This is a genomic window from Streptococcus cuniculipharyngis, from assembly GCF_007859195.1.
In the GTDB taxonomy this organism is placed as follows: domain Bacteria; phylum Bacillota; class Bacilli; order Lactobacillales; family Streptococcaceae; genus Streptococcus; species Streptococcus cuniculipharyngis.
On record NZ_VOHL01000001.1, the window covers coordinates 199477 to 220284 of the forward strand.

General features: G+C 43.6%; 20 protein-coding genes and 1 pseudogene. 19 read left to right on the plus strand and 2 right to left on the minus strand.

Going from position 1 to position 20808, the window contains the following annotated elements; translation table 11 throughout:
- The gene (gene guaC / locus FRX57_RS01050) at nt 1-987 is read right to left on the minus strand and encodes a GMP reductase (protein WP_146565787.1); all 987 of its coding nucleotides are present in this window, start codon (nt 985-987) and stop codon (nt 1-3) included.
- Nucleotides 988-1124: 137 nt separating this feature from the next.
- Entirely contained in the window at nt 1125-2915 is a 1791-nt protein-coding gene (pepF, locus tag FRX57_RS01055; RefSeq protein WP_146565788.1) for an oligoendopeptidase F, read from the minus strand.
- Between the two features lie 112 nt (nt 2916-3027).
- On the opposite strand from pepF, the gene FRX57_RS01060 reads away from it, so the two are divergent.
- From FRX57_RS01060 to FRX57_RS07830, 19 genes and pseudogenes are all read left to right on the plus strand, one after another.
- Nucleotides 3028-3933, plus strand: a complete 906-nt coding sequence (locus tag FRX57_RS01060) for an amidohydrolase family protein (protein WP_146565790.1) — start codon at nt 3028-3030, stop codon at nt 3931-3933.
- 14 nt (nt 3934-3947) lie between these two features.
- A complete protein-coding gene (locus tag FRX57_RS01065; protein WP_146565792.1) occupies nt 3948-4589 on the plus strand; it encodes a putative quinol monooxygenase in 642 nt (213 codons plus the stop codon).
- Nucleotides 4590-4696: 107 nt separating this feature from the next.
- Nucleotides 4697-5404 (plus strand): CPBP family intramembrane glutamic endopeptidase, encoded by a 708-nt coding sequence (locus FRX57_RS01070; RefSeq protein ID WP_146565794.1) that lies wholly within the window; start codon nt 4697-4699, stop codon nt 5402-5404.
- Nucleotides 5405-5841: 437 nt separating this feature from the next.
- A complete protein-coding gene (locus tag FRX57_RS01075) occupies nt 5842-6021 on the plus strand; it encodes a hypothetical protein (protein ID WP_146565796.1) in 180 nt (59 codons plus the stop codon).
- Entirely contained in the window at nt 6008-6760 is a 753-nt protein-coding gene (locus FRX57_RS01080; protein ID WP_146565798.1) for a replication initiator protein A, read from the plus strand. Before FRX57_RS01075 ends, FRX57_RS01080 begins: the two co-directional genes overlap by 14 nt.
- Nucleotides 6761-6913: 153 nt before the next feature.
- The gene (locus tag FRX57_RS01085) at nt 6914-8263 is read left to right on the plus strand and encodes a DNA cytosine methyltransferase (RefSeq protein ID WP_146565800.1); all 1350 of its coding nucleotides are present in this window, start codon (nt 6914-6916) and stop codon (nt 8261-8263) included.
- The gene (locus FRX57_RS01090; protein ID WP_246100883.1) at nt 8247-8696 is read left to right on the plus strand and encodes a hypothetical protein; all 450 of its coding nucleotides are present in this window, start codon (nt 8247-8249) and stop codon (nt 8694-8696) included. Before FRX57_RS01085 ends, FRX57_RS01090 begins: the two co-directional genes overlap by 17 nt.
- The gene (locus FRX57_RS01095; protein WP_146565802.1) at nt 8681-9058 is read left to right on the plus strand and encodes a hypothetical protein; all 378 of its coding nucleotides are present in this window, start codon (nt 8681-8683) and stop codon (nt 9056-9058) included. Before FRX57_RS01090 ends, FRX57_RS01095 begins: the two co-directional genes overlap by 16 nt.
- A 9-nt stretch (nt 9059-9067) precedes the next feature.
- The gene (locus FRX57_RS01100; RefSeq protein ID WP_043026288.1) at nt 9068-9301 is read left to right on the plus strand and encodes a hypothetical protein; all 234 of its coding nucleotides are present in this window, start codon (nt 9068-9070) and stop codon (nt 9299-9301) included.
- Complete coding sequence (locus tag FRX57_RS01105) at nt 9279-9875, plus strand: CPBP family intramembrane glutamic endopeptidase (protein WP_146565804.1); 597 nt, start codon at nt 9279-9281, stop codon at nt 9873-9875. The genes FRX57_RS01100 and FRX57_RS01105 overlap by 23 nt, the downstream gene beginning before the upstream one ends.
- A gap of 58 nt (nt 9876-9933) precedes the next feature.
- Nucleotides 9934-10422, plus strand: coding sequence for a hypothetical protein (locus tag FRX57_RS01110; RefSeq protein ID WP_146565806.1), 489 nt, complete (start codon nt 9934-9936; stop codon nt 10420-10422).
- A complete protein-coding gene (locus FRX57_RS01115) occupies nt 10422-12314 on the plus strand; it encodes a VirD4-like conjugal transfer protein, CD1115 family (protein ID WP_425472606.1) in 1893 nt (630 codons plus the stop codon). The genes FRX57_RS01110 and FRX57_RS01115 overlap by 1 nt, the downstream gene beginning before the upstream one ends.
- A 9-nt stretch (nt 12315-12323) precedes the next feature.
- The gene (locus FRX57_RS01120; protein ID WP_029175065.1) at nt 12324-12566 is read left to right on the plus strand and encodes a hypothetical protein; all 243 of its coding nucleotides are present in this window, start codon (nt 12324-12326) and stop codon (nt 12564-12566) included.
- A gap of 19 nt (nt 12567-12585) precedes the next feature.
- Complete coding sequence (locus FRX57_RS01125) at nt 12586-13437, plus strand: VirB6/TrbL-like conjugal transfer protein, CD1112 family (protein WP_146566678.1); 852 nt, start codon at nt 12586-12588, stop codon at nt 13435-13437.
- Nucleotides 13438-13525: 88 nt separating this feature from the next.
- A complete protein-coding gene (locus tag FRX57_RS01130) occupies nt 13526-13882 on the plus strand; it encodes a PrgI family protein (protein ID WP_146565811.1) in 357 nt (118 codons plus the stop codon).
- Nucleotides 13833-16202, plus strand: a complete 2370-nt coding sequence (locus FRX57_RS01135; protein ID WP_146565812.1) for a VirB4-like conjugal transfer ATPase, CD1110 family — start codon at nt 13833-13835, stop codon at nt 16200-16202. The genes FRX57_RS01130 and FRX57_RS01135 overlap by 50 nt, the downstream gene beginning before the upstream one ends.
- Nucleotide 16203: 1 nt before the next feature.
- Nucleotides 16204-19035, plus strand: coding sequence for a phage tail tip lysozyme (locus tag FRX57_RS01140; protein ID WP_146565814.1), 2832 nt, complete (start codon nt 16204-16206; stop codon nt 19033-19035).
- Between the two features lie 116 nt (nt 19036-19151).
- On the plus strand, nt 19152-20144 hold the full coding sequence (locus FRX57_RS01145) for a hypothetical protein (protein ID WP_146565816.1): 993 nt from the start codon (nt 19152-19154) through the stop codon (nt 20142-20144).
- A gap of 1 nt (nt 20145) precedes the next feature.
- Nucleotides 20146-20610, plus strand: a pseudogene (locus FRX57_RS07830) (hypothetical protein); the annotation flags it as partial.
- Nucleotides 20611-20808: the final 198 nt, after the last annotated feature.

Consider the following 20808-nt stretch of genomic DNA (forward strand, 5'->3'; position numbering starts at 1 on the left):
TTAGTAAGCATCGCCATTAAAAATGGAATTTTTAACAACGACATAATCAACATGTTTAATGGCTGCCAAGTCTTTACCACCAGCATAAGAAATGGAGGATTGCAAATCTTGCTGCATTTCAACCAAGGTATCTTTAATGCTGCCCTTGTAAGGCACTAGCATTTTTTTACCTTCTACATTCTTTTTCTCACCTTTTTGGTATTCTGAAGCACTGCCAAAATATTCTTTCATCTTTTGACCATTGACCTCAACAGTCGTCCCAGGTGACTCATCATGGCCGGCAAAAAGGGAGCCAATCATGACCATGCTAGCCCCAAAACGGATAGACTTAGCAATATCACCGTGGGTACGAATACCACCGTCAGCAATCAGAGGTTTGCGAGCAGCCTTGGCACACCAACGTAGGGCAGAGAGTTGCCAGCCTCCTGTGCCAAAACCAGTCTTAATTTTAGTAATGCAGACCTTACCAGGGCCAATTCCTACCTTAGTCGCATCAGCTCCTGCATTTTCCAGTTCTCTAACCGCCTCTGGGGTTCCCACATTACCAGCAATGACAAAGGTTTCTGGCAGGTGTTGTTTAATATGCTGAATCATCTTAATCACCGCATTGGAATGTCCATGAGCAATATCAATCGTGATATAGTCAGGTTTGGCCCCTGTTTGAGCTAGGCTTTCAATGAAGTAATATTCTTCAGGTTTGACCCCAACACTGATAGATGAAATGAGGCCTTTTTGAGCCATGTCTTTGACAAAGTCTAGACGAGTATGTTCTTCAAACCGGTGCATGACATAGAAATACCCCTCTTGTGCTAGGGTTTCCGCCAAAGTCTCATCAATAATGGTTTGCATATTGGCTGGCACAACAGGTAGTTTGAAGGTGTGTTTCCCTAAAGTGACACTGGTATCACATTCTGAACGACTATCAACGATACACTTGTTGGGAATCAACTGAATATCTTCATAATCAAAGACGGTAAACTGTTCCATAGAAAGACTTCCTCCAAAGGATGATTTATTGTGGGAACCTATCCCTATTTATCATACCATAAAAATGAGATTAATTCAAAAAGCCATCTTTTGTTAAAAAAACAAGAAATGGCTTGGAAAATATTCGGATTTTTCTTTTATTGAACCAATTCTTCTAATTGGTCAACCAAAGAGGCTACATAGGCTATTGTTTCCTTGAGAGGTTGGTCTGTCGTGACGTCAACGCCAGCATGTTTGGCCAAGTCTTGAGCGGACAGGCTAGCCCCTAAGGACAGGGTTTCTAACCACTTACCAACGACTTCTTGCGGATTGTCTTCCAATTGTTTGGCCATGACTGTCCCAATGGTTAGGCCAGCTGAGTAGGTGTAAGAGTAGAGCCCAATGTAATAGTGGGGCTGACGCATCCAAATCAGGCCGGCATCTTCACCAATCTCAAAGTCTGGTCCCCAGAATTCTTGAATGACCTCTCGTTTGATTTGGCAGAGAATATCGCCATTGAGGTATTCATTATTGTCCAAACGTGTATAAACCTCCCGTTGAAAGGCGGCTTCAAGCAGGTGGGTGACCATATTATGGAAATAAGTCCGGCTCAGCAACTCACTGATGAGGTAAGTTTGAAACTTGGGATCTGGATTGTTCTTGAGCAGACTGTTGCAGGTTAAGACCTCATTGGCAGTGGATGGCGCCTCGATAAAGTAGAGAGAGGGTTCGTAACTTAAAACGCTTTGTTTTTTAGCCAGTTGGAAATGCCCTGCATGTCCTAATTCATGGGCTAGAACTAGGACTTCATTCATTAAACCAGTCCAAGATAATAAAATATAGGACGGGCCACTGTAAAGGGTTGCACAGAAACCTCCTGTTGATTTGCCTTCATTTTGAGCAAAATCAATCCACCGGTCATCAAAAGCCTCTTCAATCATTTTTTGGTAGTCTGCCCCCAGCACGCTTAAACAATCCAATAAGAGAGCCTTGGATTCTTCAGGGCTAATGCGTTGATTAAAGGTTGAGGGCATGCTAATTTTCAAGTCAGCATGGGTTAGTTTATCCAAGCCGTGAGCCTGAGCCACTAATTTAAGATAGCGTCGCATGTGGGGAGCTAATTCTGTCATAATGAGGTCAATTTGGCGGTCAAATAAGTCACGCGACACATTTTGCTGGAAGAGCAGATAGTCAATGGTAGAAGAAAACCCACGCAATTTGGCCTGAATCTGCTCATTTTTCATCTGAGCCAAGAGGCTATTAGCGGCCGTATTCTTGTATTGCTTTAGGGTAGCATAAAAACTTTCTGCCGATTGGCGACGCAGTTCTGTGTCGTGACTGAATTCATAGTCATTTTCAAAATAGACATAGCTATTCTCATAGCTTTTCCCATTAGCGGTAAAGGGAGCAAAGGTCATGTCTTCAAATTTTGTCGTGTTGTAGGCATTATAAGGTTGATTGAAAACAGGACTTAGGCTGGCCAAGAGTTCCTCCTGTAGAGCCGGTAACCGGTGGGGTTTCTGGTCAATGAGACGCTGCAGATAGGCTGTCCATTGAGGGTGCTCAGCTATCAGGTCTTGTAAGTTCTCAATGTCTAAGGCTCCCAGTTCAATGTCTAAAAAGGCTAATCGTGGAGTCGTTGCCTCCACTAGCAAATCAAAGTCATTGGATAAACTAGCCAAATCTGTGTTCAAGCGGTCAACTTCTAAAGGCAAAAAGGCATAATGGCTTAATTTATCGCGTAAGATGACCAATTCTTCATAGGCACTTAAAGCAGCTGTAATGGTTTTAGCGTCAGTTAGCTTTCCTTTATAGCTGTCCTCAAATTTCCCAACCAACTGGTCATAGTCAGCCAAGGCGGCTTTGTAGTCATCAACTGTCTTAAAAATCAGGCTAGTATCCCAGGTTAATTGTGGGTCAATGTCCTGACGTTTAGGCATAGCTTGCATCGGTTAATCTCCTTTGGATATCTTTGTTACCATTATAACATAATTAAGTTAAAGAAGGAGAAGAAGTTTGAAATGTGATATAATAATGCCAACAATTAAGGAGGTTTTTGTCATGCTAAAAATTGATTGTTTTGCCCACGTTTGTCCACCAAATTTCTATCAAGACATGCTGGCCTTAGATCCTAAACTCCCCTCTAAAATGCCTTTCTTGGCAACTCCTGTCTTGTCTGACATGACTTTGCGACAGAGCCATGCCTCACCCGACATTAAACAAATTATTTCTTTTGTTAATCTAAACCCAGAAGACTACCTGGAAGCAGAAGAAGCCCTTGAGCTGGTCAAGAAGGCCAATCAGGAACTTCTTGACATTCTTAACCATTACCCTAATCAATTCAGGGGAGGAGTTGCCATGTTAGCCCTCAATCACATCAAGGGAAGTCTAGAGATTTTGACAAATTTCGTTCAAGAAAATCCAAAAATTTTGGGGGTTCAACTTTTTACTCGCCACCTAGGCAAGTCTCTGGCAGATCCCAGCTTTAAACCTATTTTTGCGAAATGTCACCAGCTAGACCTTCCTATTTGGTTGCACCCTGTCTTTGATGAACGAAAACCTGATAATAATATCATCTTTTCTTGGGAATATGAGCAAAGCCAAGCCATGTTGGAATTGGTTGAAGCCGGCTATTTTCAAGAATTTCCCCACTTAAAAATAATTGTCCACCACGCCGGAGCCATGGTCCCTTATTTTGCCGAGCGAATCAATCATATTTTGCCGAAGCACTTGGCTCAAGATTTTAAAAAATTCTATGTGGATACAGCTCTCCTGGGTAATGCCAAGGGATTGGAACTAGCCATTGAGTATTTCGGTCATGACAGGGTACTTTTTGGGACAGATGCTCCCTTAGGAATTCTACCGGCGGGACCCAGCCAAGAAATTATTCAGGCCTTGGATAGTCTTCAGTTGCCCGAAGAAATCAGTCAGAAGATTTACTATCACAACATCACTAGTTTAATTTAGAAAGGAAAAGACGCATGTTAGATAAAGACTTGCCTCTTGTTCGCTTATTTTGGTTGGAAATCAAGCCAGAATACCTCAAAGTATTTCAAGACCTCGGTGCCACTAACCTCAGTCAATCCATTCAGACAGAAGCAGGAACTTTAACCATGTACTCAGCCCATAGGGAAGACTCGCCAACTGCTTGTCTCGTTTTTGAAATTTATAAGAACGAGGGAGCCTACCAAACTCACATCAATTCAGCTCATTTTCAAGCCTTTGCACAACTGACTCCTCTCGCCATTCATCGCCGAGAGATGGTAAAGCTCAGACCCTACATTGTACAAGAAAAACTTACTCCTCTATATCAGGTGACTCCTAATCAACAATACCTTTTACTAACAAAAATCAAGATTAAACCACAGGCAATCAAGGTTGTCAAAGACCATTGGATTTCCCAGCTTCACCATCTAGCACCCCAAACAAGTCACTATCTAGCTGCTGACAGTGAAGACCCAACAAGTTGGTATTTTTTAGAAGTATGTACCGAATCACAACCTAGCTTCTCGCACGATTTACTTGACTTAGAAGAGCTAGCAGTAGCCCATGCGACACAAGTTTTCTCAGCAGATATTCTAGTCAGTCAAGGAGGCTTACAGTTGCTTTACCGAGATATTTGAAACCGTTTTACAGTTTCTGCCAGTCTTTTCCCTAAATTTTTGTTACAATAATAACAAGGAGATAATCTTGCTTGCTTTAGCCTTATGAAAGGAATGGTGGTTTAATAATGGTGAAAAAAGTAATCAAGCAGTTGGGCTTATTTGTTTTAGCACTTTCTGTTAATTTAGTACCCATGCTCTTTTTAGGATTGGAAGCTCGCACCCCTATGCCATTAAAGTGGTTTCTCGGCATGACTTATTTGATTTCTGTTCCTTTAATCATCAAAAAAGTTTGGCAGGCCTATACGACTTATGAGTCAGAAGAGGTCAAACAAGAACCCTTTACTAAACGTGATTTTGGTATTGCTTTTCTCTTTTTCTTAGCCACCCGTTTAGTGGCTATTGTCGGTAGCTTACTCAACTATCTGGTTAACGGTAATGCGGTCTCTTACAACGATGCTGCACTCATGGCAACTAATGAGCAGCTGATGAAAATATTTCCTCTCTATTTTATTTGTTTTAATTTAGCGATTGGAGTGTTTGCCCCTATTCTAGAAGAGCTAGTCTTCCGTGGGTTTGTCACCAAGTATTTCTTTAACGAAGACAAGAAGTGGCCTCGGTTATTGGTTGTTTCCTTCCTGTTCACCCTACCTCATCTCAATCCTTTAGATCCTAATGGGGTTGAGTTCAGTATTTATTTTGCTTTAGCCGTCATTTTTTACTTAGCCTATGCGCGCCGAGGCAACATTAAAGATGCTATCTTGGTTCATCTGTTAAATAATAGTCTTCTGTTCCTCATTTCAATCATCTCTTACCTTTTCTTAACAATTGGATAAGCAGTCTTGCAAAGTCGAATGATTTAATTAAGCTAAAATAGTTTAAAATATTACTAAAAAAGTAAAAATTATGATATAATGGAGACTAGCAGCTTAGAAAATGAAAGGAAATAACAGGCTAATTTATGGCTACTATTCAATGGTTGAATGGTCAGCTAAACTATTTGTGGATAAAAATTGAATTGTTTTAGAGAATAAAATGCCTTTAAACCCTTGATTTATAAGGGTTTTTACTTTCTATCAAAATTTTTTGATTTAGTAAGTGGCATTTGATAATTGAGCAATAATAAGCAATAGTAAGTAAAATTTGGTGACTTTTTTGGTGACTCAAAATCAGTAATTTTTGAATTATAATTAGGATATTGAGTATATATTATTGCTTAGGCAAGAACAGTTTAGAGTGTTCTTGCCTTTTTTATTTTACAAGGAGGAAAATCGTGGAAATTGTAGAATCAACTCGACTTGGTGTCGTTGGCTACCTTATGCTTACAATGGGAGTAACACTACCAAAAGCGACAGAAATACTAGAAGAATTAGAAACAAGTGGCCTGGTTAACGTCAAAGCAGGGGGGCAACTAGAACTAAAATTATTGGAGGACAATCATGAAACGAATTAGTGCAAATCAGTATCAAACATCAGAACGGTATTACAAGCTCCCAAAACTCTTATTTGAGAGTGAGCGATACAAGGACATGAAGCTGGAGGTTAAGGTTGCCTATGCTGTTTTGAAAGATCGACTGGAGTTGTCTTTGAGTAGGGGCTGGATAGATGAGCAGGGCTTTATCTACTTGATTTATTCTAACTCAAAACTCTTGGCTATTAAGAAATCTCTGAGAGACTATGGTCTGATTGAGGAAGTCCAACAGTCATCCAGTGAAAAAGGACGGCTCGCAAACAAGATTTATCTGGGTGAGTTAGAACATGAACCTACCCCCGTCTTAAATTCAGACGGGGGTGGTGTTCAAAAAACACGGGGCCAGTCTCAAAAGCAGACGGGCCCGGTCTTAATTTCAGCCCCTAGTGAGACTGAAGATAATGAGACTGAACATAGTGAGACTAAAGAGAGTGATTGTCTTTCAGAGGATGAGGAGGAAAAAGGGCTCACTCGTAAAGTGGATAAGCCAACCACCTATGACAAGGACTATATTTACCAATTGGTCTATGACCAGCTGATTCGTGAGAAGTTTTCTAAGACAAGTGCAGAGTTTGTTATGAGGCATTTTGAGACTAGGTATCAGTATGCTTTGGAGAACATGAGATTTGCCAGAACGGCAGAGGCCATAGCGGAGTATGTCTTTAATGGCATTCTGGCAGAGTGGAATAAGGAACGCCGACAAGAACAGGAAAGGAGGTGAGAACCATGTGGTGGAAAATTTTGCTAGGCATGTGGATATTGTCGCTCATCGTATTAGCGATTGAGCTCAAAAATGCTCCAGAAATGGACGACCATATCTAACCAAGGCTTTACGAGAAGTAAGGTCTTTTTTGATACCTGAAAGGAGAAACAGATGAATTTTTTTGATTGCTTTGCAGGGATTGGGGGCTTTCGTTTAGGCATGGAAAGCCAGGGTCATACCTGCATCGGATTTTGCGAAATTGACCGTTTCGCCAGACAAAGCTACCAAGCCATTCACGACACGACAGGAGAATTAGAATACCATGACATTACCCAAATCACCGATGACCAACTCAGAGAACTCCGAGGACAAGTGGACGTCCTCTGTGGGGGCTTTCCTTGCCAAGCCTTTTCTCTCGCAGGCAGACGACTGGGATTTGAGGACACTCGCGGTACTCTCTTCTTTGAGCTTGCTCGATGTGCCAAGGAAATCCAACCACCTTATCTATTTTTTGAGAATGTCAAGGGGCTACTCAGTCACGACCAGGGACGGACGTACGCCACAATCCTCAATACGCTGGATGAATTGGGGTATCATGTCGAATGGCAAGTGCTTAACAGTAAAGATTTCGGCCTTCCCCAAAACAGGGAGCGGGTCTTTCTTATCGGACATTCTCGAAAGCGAAGTTTCCGACCAGTATTTCCTCTCCGAGGACAAGGTAGCCCAACTCATCTTGAACGACTAGGCAATGTCAATCCATCAGGTCGGGGCATGAGTGGAGAGGTCTATCTGGCAACTGGACTGTCGCCAACTTTAACCGTAAACAAGGGGGAGGGGACAAAGATTGCCATTCCCGTTCTATCACCTGACAGACTTAATAAGCGGCAGAATGGTAGACGATTCAAGGATAATCAAGACCCCATGTTTACCCTAACGGTTCAAGACAGGCATGGGGTACTAGTGGCTGGAAATTTGCCGACTAGCTTTGATCAAGCAGGACGAGTTTATCATACAGAAGGTCTTTCCCCGACCCTCACCACCATGCAGGGTGGTGATAAGATTCCAAAAGTCTTGTTACGTCACGAAGCACCACACTTAAAAATCCGTGAGGCGACTAAGCAAGGCTATGCCAAGGCGGAAGTAGGGGATTCGGTCAACCTGTCCTATCCAAAGTCTAACTCTAAACGTGGACGGGTAGACAAACAAATCGCCAATACCCTAACGACCAGCTCCCAACAAGGTGTCGTTATCGCAGCCCTGGAATACCGCAAGGACAAATGGTTTGAGGTGACAGGATTTTTGCTGGGAGATAAACTTTATCGTTTGAGGATTCGCAAGCTCACACCAAGAGAGTGTTTTCGCCTACAAGGCTTTCCAGATTGGGCATTCGACCGAGCAGAGGCGATTTCAAGTAAGAGTCAGCTCTATAAGCAGGCTGGAAATAGTGTCTCAGTTCCTGTTATCGCTGCTATCGCACGAGAATTAAAGAAATTGGAGGAGAACCATGAAACTACTACATAAAGAATCCATAAGAACCTGTTCAGAGTTGGATGAGGCTATTCATCAAGCAGAGGTGGAGCGACTGACAGAAAGGCTCCTTATCTTACCCAACTATGATTGCGAAATGATTGTGACCTTTGAGGATGACTACCACAAGGAGATGAACCTCCCCCTCTTTTACGAATCCAATCTCCATCGGGTTTTTGAGTTTTTGGAGGAGAGGGACATCAAAAACGGAGTGGACAGCTTCTTGACAGAGGATGGGGATTTGGCTTTTAGAGCCTATGGGCAGAATTACACCCATCAAGGCAAGGACGGTATCCTGACGAGCCTAGTAACAGTGAAATGCTTTAGTGAGGGCAGGGTTCCTGTCAATATGACCAGAATCCTTGGTGGGTTTGTGATGGAAGACCTAACCAAGGTCAAGGAGGGTGTGATATGCGACTCTATCTAAGTAAACACCAAGACCGACACCAGTCTTTGATTGAGACCCTAGATGCTTATGGCATTGCATATGAGCTGGTGGACTTTGAGCAACTGAAGAAAGAAGATGTCCTAGAATGGATGCGGTTGTCTCCAGACTGTTTTGCCTTTTTAACCCCAACCTGTTTGATATACAAACGCAGGGATAACCTCCCTTTTTCTCGATTTCTTGACATCATCTGGGACAATCGGGCAAGAAGCCTTCGTTTACCGCTGATCGTCGATAAGGGGCATGTCTATCCTGATGTAACCCTAGAAGACTTACGGACTTTTCTTCCTCGTGAACTGAAAGCGGAAAAGCGACAAGCTCTCAAAGCTTTATTGAGTGTTTAGGAGGGGGCTATGGCGGAATTATTTTGGGAAAACCTTGCTCTTCTCTTGGCAGAAAAAGAGATGAGCTGGGCTGAGTTGACACGGCAGATGTTTGCGGGGAGTTATCAGTACCCCAGCGAGTTCAATCGGCTTTATCAGAAAATCAGGCACTACAAGTCCACCTGCCAAATGCCCCAGACCAAGTGGGTGGAAAAAATGGTGCTGGTCTTGGAGGTGGACTATGAAGACCTATTTAGACGCTAGAATCTGGAAATTCATAGGTCTCTATCTCTACCAGTATGTGAATACTATTTTAGTATCTCTGTATTTAGGAGACCAGCTATCCTTGTGGGAAGTCCTTGTTTGTCAGCTCCTTTACTTGACAAGTCTGACCTGGCTCTTGAAGAAGTCTTCGCGGTATAAATTTGATCAGTCTCGCCTTGTTTGGTTGGTGACTTGTCTAGGCTCTATGTTTCTGATGTCAGTTCTTGTCGGGATTCTATGGCCGGTGACCTCAGCCAATCAAACGAGCCTTATTTCTGTTCAAAGCCAACTCCCTTTGATGGTTTTTATCCTCTTTCTAACCAATGCCAGTCTGGTTGAAGAGTTGGTTTACCGTGGGTACCTCTGGTCACTCTTTCCAAAGCCTTATCAAGCCTTACTGGTCACAAGCCTAGTCTTTGCCTTGGCTCATCAACCAGATAGTTTAGGCGGCTGGTTAGTCTATGGGAGCTTAGGATTGGGTTTGGGCGTCATGCGACAACAGACGGATCTAGTAGGGGCGACCATGCTTCATCTGGTCTGGAATGGTTTGGTGCTACTAACTACTTTTCTGTGATAAAAAAGGCGAGGTGACTGGTTTAAGATAAGCCTATCCCACAATGGAAGGAGAAGCTATGTCGAGTGAACAACAGGAACGCCAAGCCTTTCAGTATTTAGAGCGAACTAGCCTTTTAACGCTAAGAACCCTGCTTAAGATTCTGGACTGGTCTGTGAAACGAGGCCTTCATCAAGAAACAGCCTATAAAATTGGTCTTCAAACTCTGGCAGATTTGGTTAAGACCCCGTTTGCCATTGATGGCATTGACTTAAAAACAGAACTCTTAGATAAGCCCGTAGATACTGAGAATCTAAAAGATCTGTTAGCTAAGGACAATTTGCCTTTGGCGATCGCTTTTCAAGACGATTATCTCTATTTTTACACCAAGGATAGAGCTCTGCTGGATACCCACCTAGACACCCTCCTAAAAGAACTGGTCAATGACGCAGACAAGTTCAAGGGCTTGGTGACGAACAAGACACTAGATGAGGAAATTGCTTTGGCTAAGGAAGACATTGTTCTGAGTGAGGTTTCTGCGGTGAAAACGAAAGAGATGGTGCTGTGATGTCTAAAGCAAAACCACTTGTCTTCATCATGATGGGATTGGCTTTAGGCTATGTTTGCCATCGTCTGAGCCTCCTCTATGATGAGTTAAATCATCTGCCAGTTCTTGATAGGTGGGCCTACCTCTTGATGAATGGACAGGATGAGATAGCGGCTAAGCCCTGGGTCTTTGACTTTACCCTGGGTTCGAGCCTCTGGTTTTTGGCTGGTCTTGGAGCTATGGGCTTGACCTATCTCTACACGACTTCAGGAGCCAAGGTCTACCGAGAAGGGCAGGAATATGGGTCAGCTCGCTTTGGGACAAAACAAGAGAGCCAAGCCTTTGCCAGTAAAAATCCCTTTTTGGATACCATACTAGCTAAGACCGTTCGCCTCACCCTCCTAGAGAAGAAGCGACCTAAGTTTGACCGCAATAAAAACTTGGTTGTCATCGGTGGGTCAGGTGCAGGCAAGACCTTTCGTTTTGTTACAGCCAATCTGATTCAGGCCAACTGTTCCAATATTGTGGTTGACCCCAAGGACCATTTGCCTCAAAAGACAGGAAAGTTCTTCCTGAAAGCAGGCTACCAGATAAAGATTTTAGACTTGGTGTCCATGATGACCAGCAATGGTTTCAATCCCTTTCGCTATGTGGAAACGGAGAATGATTTGAACCGTATGCTGACGGTGTACTTCAATAACACCAAGGGCAATGGGTCACGCAGCGATCCCTTCTGGGATGAGGCGTCGATGACTTTGGTTCGTGCCATCGCTTCTTACCTGGTTGATTTTTACAACCCACCAAAGACCAGAGCACAGCTGATGGAAGAAGCTCGTTTGTCAAAAAAAGAGAGAAAAGCTCTACAGGCTAAGGAGAAACAAGATTTGGAAGACCGTCGCAAGAGGGGACGGTACCCCTCTTTTGCGGAAATTTCCAAGTTGATTAAGCTTCTTCATAAGGCGGACGGGGCTGAGAAGAGTGTCCTAGAGGTCATGTTTGAGCGGTATGCCAAGACTTATGGCACAGAAAACTTTACCATGCGAAACTGGGCAGATTTTCAGAACTACAAGGACAAGACCTTGGATTCAGTCATTGCAGTCACAACTGCCAAATTTGCTCTCTTTAACATCCAGTCGGTCATTGATTTGACAAAAACTGATACCATGGACATCAAAAGTTGGGGGATCCAAAAAACGATGGTCTACTTAGTTATTCCAGACAATGATTCTACCTTTCGCTTCTTGTCAGCCCTCTTTTTCTCGACGGTCTTTTCCACCTTGACTAGACAGGCTGATGTGGACTTTAAGGGAAAGCTTCCTATTCACGTCAGAGCCTACTTGGATGAGTTTGCGAACGTCGGCGAGATTCCAGACTTTGCGGAATTGACCTCAACCGTTCGCTCCCGAAATATCAGCCTTGTCCCTATCTTACAAAACATTGCCCAGCTCCAAGGCCTCTACAAAGAAAAAGATGCCTGGAAGACCATCTTGGGTAACTGTGACAGCCTACTTTATCTGGGAGGCAATGACGAGGAGATCTTTAAGTTTATGTCGGCTCTCTTAGGGAAACAAACCATTGATGTCAGAAATACCAGTCGGTCCTTTGGACAAACAGGGTCTGGTTCTCTTAGTCATCAAAAGATTGCCCGTGACCTGATGACACCAGACGAAGTGGGCAACATGGATCGAGGGGATTGCTTGGTCAGAATTGCCAATACCCCTACCTTCTATGCCAAGAAGTATGACCCCTTTAAGCACCCCAACTGGCAGTATCTGGCAGATGAGGAAGGTGACGACTGGTGGTGGGAGCCTGACCTTGCCTTGACAGGAGAACCACCGCTTGATTTAAGGGGACACCGAGTGAGAAACCTGAGTCAAGACCCTCGCTTTACCGCAATACTAAAACAGAAATGAGGAAAACAGATGATACAAAAACTACCAAACCTAACCTATGGAGTTGATGCCAGCTCCATGTTTGCTCAAGCCATGTCCCTGCTTCAAAAAGGGCTGGTAGCGACAGGAGCCTTTCTTGTCGTGATTGGGGTCATTAACCTAGCGACAAACATCAAAGACGGTGGACCAGGTGTCCGTAATGCCATCTTGGAAATTGTCGGTGGGGTGATGGTCGGAGCTGCTGGGGCCTTTGTGACCCAGATTACCATTTAAGAAGGAGACCAGCAATGTGATGAATAACTTATTCTCTCAGCTAGTTTTTCTGGTCTCAGAAAAAGTCTCCTCAGATAACCTCTTTGAGGGCTTCTCCTTAGACTTGGAATCGACCGCTGATTTGGTCAAATCCCTATCAGACTATAACCCAACCGTCTGGTCTTACATGACAGCCGTCACCGAGCAGGTCATGCGTCCGATTGGCGTGGCTATCTTAGCCCTTGTCTTAATCTTGGAGTTTTCAAAATTAGCCAAGAAGATTGCCAGCTCTGGTGGCGCTATGACCATTGAGGCCATTGCCCCGATGATTGTCTCTTTTATCATGGTGGGAGTGGTGATGGCTAATACCACGGTGATTGTGGAAGCCATTTTGGGCTTAGCTGGCCATGCCCTCTCCCGAATTGCAGGCGTAACTGCCCAAGGTGGTCAAACTTATGACACCTTATCAGGTCTAAAAGGGGCTGGCACCGTCGGGAAAATGATTATTGCCTCTTTTGCCCTCTTGATTTGGCTGGTCAGAATGGCTAGTGCCGCTATGGTTAATCTCATGGTGACCATTCGTTTTATTCAGCTCTATCTCATGCTTCCCTTTGCCCCAATCACTCTCCCAACTTTTTTGAGTGATGAGTGGCGTGGGGTAGGCATTGGCTACCTGAAAAATATTATGGTCTATGGTGTTCAGGGTATTCTCATCTTCTTGATTGTATCCCTCATGCCGCTCTTTGAATCGGCTGGAAAAATTGCGGTCGCAAACGGAGCAGGAGATGGTGAGGCTCTCGTCATCATGTTTGGGAGTTTTGTCCAAGCCATCCTGCTTATCATTGCCCTTGTTGGCTCTCAACGCACAGCCAGAAGTATTTTAGGGATGTAGGACGACCTTGTTCCAGCTTAACACGATAACGGAGTAGAGGGTCTGCTCCGTTTTTGTCAATCATATCTTAGTTATGGAGGATTATTGAATGAATACCCGTGTCTTTAAGGACATTTCAAAATACCAGCACCGAGCTTGGTTAGGATTTACCACACGGCAGGTCATTTTTGTCTTGCCAGCTTTAGCGATAACCATTCTAGTCCTAGGACTCAATCTCTTTTTTTGGCAGTTTGGGGACTGGTTTGTCTATGGTTTTACAGGGAGTTTTACCCTTCCCTTGCTTCTATTTGGGGTCTATTGCCCCAATCACCTAGCCTTTGAACACTACCTGCATTACCGCCTACGGTTTGCCCTTACTGTACCTGTACGAACCCTAACTGGAAAGGAAAATACCCATGCGAAACCTACTAAAACCATCAACGAAATCCAAGCCATCTGCGACTGATAAGAAGCGACAAAAAGAGCTTCGTCAAGAACTTCAACCAACAACCGTCAATACTATCGCTTATCAAGGATTGTTTGAGAATGGCCTCATGCAAGTCACACCTGACTATTATTCCCAAAGCTATCTTTTGGGTGATGTCAATTACCAGACCGTTGGGCTGGAGGAGCGATCACTTATTGTGGACAAGTATTCGGACATGATTAACGCCCTAGATGACCGCACCCATTTTCAGCTGACCCTCTTTAATCAACGGGTCAACCTAGATAAGTTCCGTTCAAGTGTGCTTTATCCCCTACATAATGATGGCTACAACCATTTCTGTGAGGAACTGAACCAGATGATGAACCAGAATTTGGACAATGGTGAAAACAATTTTAACACTATCAAATTGATAACCTTTGGGCGGACGGATACCTCAACCAAACAAGCTCATCGCTCCTTATCCCAAGTTGGTGAGTACGTCAAAAATGGTTTGGCTGAAATTGACTGTACCTTCCATCTCCTAGAGGGAGAAGCTAGGGTCAATTACCTTGCGGATATGCTTCGAGGGGACAATCACTTACCGTTTAGCTATAAGGATTTGGCTCTATCAGGTCTAACGACCAAGCATTTCATTGCACCACAAAGCATGTCCTTTAAGCACAAGGATTACATGGCCATTGATGACCGTTATTTACAGGTGGTCTATGTCAGGGACTATGGGACAGAGTTAGGGGACAGTTTTATCCGTGACCTCATGCAGACAGATAGGGAACTCATCATCAGTTTTCATGGCCAAGGGTCGCAAAAGTCAGAAGCTATGGCCAAGGTTAGAACCAAGAAGACCTTGATGGAATCTCAGAAAATCGGTGAGCAACAAAAGATGGCCCGCTCAGGCATCTATTTGGAAAAGGCTAGTCATGTTCTAGAAACCACTATTGATGAAGCGGATGACCTCCTCAGCACCATGACCAAAACAGGAGATAAGCTCTTTGAGACGGTCTTTCTGATTGGTCTCTTGGAAGACAGCCCAGAAGCCCTCAAAGAAGCCCTGAATGATATGCGACAGGTTGCTGGCTCTCACGACTTGATTATTGACCCCTTGCCTTATATGCAGGAAGCCGCCTTTAATAGCCTTCTCCCTCTTGGGAAAAACTTTCTTCAAGGCATTTCTCGCAGCCTCTTGACCTCCAATATCGCCGTGCAATCTCCTTGGACTTCGGTGGATTTGCAGGACAAGGGAGGGAAATACTATGGCATTAACCAGATTTCAAATAACATCATCACCATTGACCGTAAGGCTCTCAATACCCCGTCTGGTCTTATCCTAGGGACATCGGGGGCAGGTAAGGGCATGGGAACCAAGCATGAAATAACCACCACTAGGCTCAAAGAAGTCGATGACAAGACAGATATTATCGTGGTTGACCCCGAAAATGAGTATGGCTTGATTGGTCAAGCCTTTGATGGGGAAAGCATTATTATTGCACCAGATAGCCAGACCTTTCTGAATGTCTTAGACTTATCTAGTCATGGCTTTGATGAAGACCCTGTCAAGCTCAAGTCAGAGTTCCTCTTGTCTTGGATTGGCAAGCTCTTAGACCGCCAGATGGACGGTCGAGAGAAATCGATTATTGACCGAGTGACGCGGTTGACCTACCAACATTTCCTAGAGCCAACCTTAGAAGAATGGGTCTTTGTCTTATCCAAGCAACCTGAACCAGAAGCAGGTAATCTGGCTCTTGACATGGAACTCTATGTCAAAGGGTCTCTGGATATGTTTGCCCACCGAACCAACGTGACGACGGATAAGTCCTTTGTGATTTACAATGTCAAAAAACTAGGAGAAGCCCTCAAACCCATTGCCCTCATGGTAGTTTTTGAACAAATCTGGAATCGGGTGGTCAGAAACCAACAACTGGGTAAGACCACTTGGATTTACTTCGATGAGATGCAGCTCCTACTGTTAGATGAATACGCCAGTAATTTCTTCTTCAAGCTCTGGAGCCGAGTGAGAAAGTACGGGGCCATTCCAACGGGGATTACCCAAAACGTGGAAACCCTCTTGATGGACGCCAATGGGAGGCGAATTTTGGCCAATAGTGAGTTTATGATTCTGCTCAAACAGGCCAAAAATGACCGAGAAGAATTAGTTCATCTGCTTGGTTTGTCTAAGGAATTGGAGAAATACTTGGTCAACCCAGAACGGGGAGCTGGTCTTATTAAGGCTGGTCACACGGTTGTGCCTTTCAAGAACCGGATTCCAGCTGATACTCAACTCTTTGACCTGATGAGCACAGATCCCGATAAGATGGTTCAGGTAAAGCGGGAGGACGAGTAGGATGGCTGTCACCAAGAAAGAATTGAAGCGAGCAAGGCTCACGAGGAAAAGCAATCTCAGACAGGGCAGACACACCTATCGCCTCAAGCGACAGGAAGCAAGGCAAAACTTGATTTCTCAATCAGGTAGACGAGGTTTTCTCTTTCATCGCCTGGTGTCGTCTAACTCTCCAGCACAAGTGGCTTATCGGGAAACGGTCTCTAGTGCTAAGAAAGAGTTTGATGACATCAAAGAAGAGGAGAACAAGCGGTTCGAGAGCCTTTTATTTTCTGCCAATCCCTATGACCTATCCCATCGAGAATTAAAGCATCATCGTTTACCCAAGGCTAAGGCCAGACACAAGCAGGCCAGGCAACACTTGAAAACCGTCAAGGAAGAAGAAAAGACAAAGGAAAAGGAAAAAACATTTGTCCAAGCAGATAATGCCAAAGGCTCTCGTTTTTTCTATCAAGCTAAGTCTTTTGACCGCTTGCAGGCGGAACAAGAGGTCTCACAAAGCAAACGAGAGCTGAAACAGGTTAAGACAGCCACCAAGCACAAGTCACCCACGAACAAGGTCAAACGTGCAAGTAAACTGATTGGGCGAGAAGCCCTTTACCTCACCAGTCAAGATGACGACTTGGCAGGGGCTAGGGAGATGGTGGACACCACTTATCAGGTGGCACGCTATACGAAAGCAGGCATTGAGACAGGCAAAGCGACAGTCAAGCTCTCGCAAGCCAGCTCACGATTTATGGTCAGACGGGCTAGAAATACTAAAGAACGTTACCAAAACTGGCGTTCTGGAAAAGGGTGGCGGTTGACGAAGCAAGATGAGAAGGTCCTTTATCGTCTTAAACGGCAAGTCGCAAGACGAGCCCACCAGACTAGACAAGTTGGTAGGGTTGTGCAAAGTTTCATCTCCAGTTTCAAACAAGCCTTTATGACTATAATTGGCAATCCTGTCACCTGGATTGTTTCTGGTCTCTTATGTTTTCTGCTTCTAATGATGTCTTTCTTTTTAGGCTTTGCCAGTCAGACCCTTATCCAACAAGATGAGTTTGAATTGACAAAAGCCTATACTCACATGACTTGGGAGGATGCGGAACAGACCCGAACCAGCGAAAAGGGGATTACCTACTACACCAAGATAGATGAGGTCATGGCTTATATGAATAGCCAGTTTCAGGACTATGCCTTAGGAGATAGGATAAGTGTCTTGCCACCCTCTAGCACTTATAAAGATTACCTATCTACGCTTTGGCAGGACTTAAATGGCAGTAGTAGTCTCAAGACCATGTCCGACCTCTATGATAAGCCACCTTATCAATTGTCCAAAGAGGAACAAGATGACCTCAAGGAACTGTCGGAGGAAGGTATCTATGCCAGCTTACAGGAACTGGACAATCCCTTTGAGGGGAAGACGAACGATGATGTCTTGCCTATGACCTATCGCTATGGTTATTACCATTTGGACGGTAAGCCCACCATGCAAGAGTTTATTATCCTAGAAGCAAAGGAAAGCCAAACTGTTATCGCCCCTCTTGATGGTACTGTTCATCTGGACGGTGATGATGTTCTTATCACTGCTGGAAAAAAGGTAACTGCCATTTCTTTACGCTTATATGGCATTCACACCGGTCGCCTGGTTGAGGGGCAAAAAGTAGTAGCAGGAGATGTGCTTGGTCAGACTAAGGATAGTACAGGACTTAAAGTCTCCTACGAGAAGTATGATCCTGACCAAAAGAAGTTGGTGATGGTCAATCCTGCTTTTTACTTTCCCAAGGTGGTTCAAGTCCAGACCACTATCTTACCCAATATCGGTCAATTTGGTGGGGATGAATTTGAACGAGCCAAAGCCATTTATATCTTTCTAAAAGCTACGGGAGCGACCAATCAGGCTATCGCAGCCATCTTAGGCAACTGGTCGGTTGAATCAGCTATCAATCCAAAACGGGCAGAAGGAGATTACCTGAGCCCACCTGTTGGGGCAAGCGATAGCTCATGGGACGACCCTAACTGGCTGGCGATGGGTGGTCCTGCCATCTACAACGGTAGCTATCCCAACATTCTTCGTCGAGGACTTGGTCTAGGTCAATGGACGGACACCGCAGACGGTTCACGTCGCCACACCTTGCTTCTGGAGTACGCCAAGAGAAAGGGCAAGCCCTGGTATGATTTAGAGCTTCAGTTGGACTTTATGCTTGAGGGAGACAATCCCTATTACACCAATTGGCTCAAAGATTTCTTCCAGAATACGGGCAGTCCAGCTAGTCTAGCCCAGGTCTTTCTGACCTATTGGGAGGGCAATAGTGGTGACAAGCTCTTGGAACGCCAAACAAGAGCTGCCGAGTGGTACTATCAGATTGAAAAGGGCTTTAGTCAACCAAATGGTGGGACAGCCCAGAGTGACCCAGCTGCCCTAGAAGCTGTTAGAGGAGACCTCTTTGACAATTCTATCCCTGGAGGTGGTGACGGGATGGGCTATGCCTACGGCCAGTGTACTTGGGGAGTTGCGGCACGTATCAACCAATTGGGTCTCAAGCTCAGAGGACGAAACGGAGAGAAAATTCCTATTACTAGCGTTATGGGAAATGGTCAAGATTGGGTAGCGTCGGCTGCCGCTTTAGGTGGTGAGACAGGTTCAACGCCTCAAGCAGGGGCTATTATCTCCTTTGCGGGAGGCAGTCACGGCACACCTATTCCATACGGGCATGTGGCATTTGTCGAGAAAGTTTACCCAGATGGGTCATTCTTGATTTCAGAAACCAACGTCAATGGAAATCCAAACTACACCTTTCGAAAAATTAGTGGACCAGATGCGGCCATGAGTTTTGCCTATACGATGAAATAAAAAGAATATGCTAACAAAATTGAGTGTTGTTAGCATATTCTTTGTTTTATCAAAAAACTTGATTTTTATAATTGCGTTTGATAAAATACAATTATAATGATAAAAACGGAGTAGAAATGAATACGAATAAAATCAAAACTATTATTAGAGCGTTTCACTTTGACGCTCAAATACAGCCAATAAGGCTAAATCTGCCTATCGTTTTTCAAAAGCGTTATGACTATTCGATGTTAGTGGTACAAGGAAAATCCTTCCTTTTACTCAAAGAGAGAAGGACAGGTAGCTTAGATAGTTTTGTAAAGCACGCTCAAGTGATTAGAAATCAGGTTGGTGAGGAAGTCATTCTAGTTTTTAATAAATTATCTGATGATCAAAAGAAAAAATTATTACAGGTTGGGGCAGCCTATCTTGATTATCAAGAAAATGCTTTTATACCACAATTAGGATTTTTATTTTCTAAAGAACCTAACATCATTCAGACTAGCAGTTTTCTATCACCGATTGAACAAAAATTGTTAATTACCTTGTTGCTACATACTAAAACTTTCGTTATTGATATGGATAAGATTTGCCAGTTGACAGGACTTTCTAGGCCTAGTTTATATCGTTATTTTAGAGGGTTTAAAGAGCGTCAATGGTTGGTCAACAAGCAAAAGTCCTATCATTTGGCAAAATCAAAACGGATGATATTTGAGGAAGCTAAAGAATTGTTGGATAATCCTATTAAAGAGGTTGTAACAATTAGTGACCAGGATTTTCAGCAATTGAAAAACAAGGTCGCCCTAACAATTACAAATCTACAAGCATTATCAATTCTGGGTATGCTTGCGGATACAGAAGATTATGGAAGCTATGCTATTTCTAAGAAACAGTATAGAGGCATTAAAAAGGAGCTTCAGCAACATATCCTTCAAGGACATCGCTTAGAAATTTGGTATTATGAACCAATCCCTTTTGATTATCAGAAAAATGGTTGGTCTGAATCGGTAAATATGACGATAGTTGATCCTCTTTCATTGTATTTAATTCTAAAAACTAATGAAGATCCACGTATCGAAGAAGACATTGAAAGACTAGAAGAGAAAATTTTAACCCTATTAGGAGAATAATATGCCAGCTAATTTTAAACCTATTTTTAAAGAGATATTTCAAGATTATAAAGATAATTATGTCTTAATTGGTGGAACCGCAACTTCTATTGTATTAGATGCCAATGGATTTGAAAGTCGGACGACAAAAGATTACGACATGGTCATCATTGATGAATTAAAAAATAGGGATTTTTATAATACCTTGACCTCTTTTTTGGAACAGGGTGAGTATGTGGGTAGTCAGAAGGACAATAGAGCCCAACTTTTTCGTTTTACAACAACTAAGCCTGGGTTTCCAGAAATGCTCGAATTATTCAGTATTCTACCTGAATCCCCATTGAAAAAGGTTAGTCGAGAAACACCGGTACATTTTGATGAGGATGCAAGTTTATCTGCCTTGCTTTTAGACGAGGACTATTATCAATTGCTAGTAAATGAGAGAGAAGTAGTGAATGATTACTCTGTATTGAGTACAAAAGGGCTGATTGTATTTAAGGCAAAGGCCTGGCTTGATATGAGTGAACGTGCTAAGAATGGTGAACAAGGGCTAACTAAGAAAATTAAGAAACACTTGAATGATGTTACTCGTTTAGCTGGTTTACTTCGTCAAGAAGACACATTGTCAGGTTTGAATGTCAGGGAAAAGGTTCAACAGGATATGTTGCAATTCCTATCATTGTTA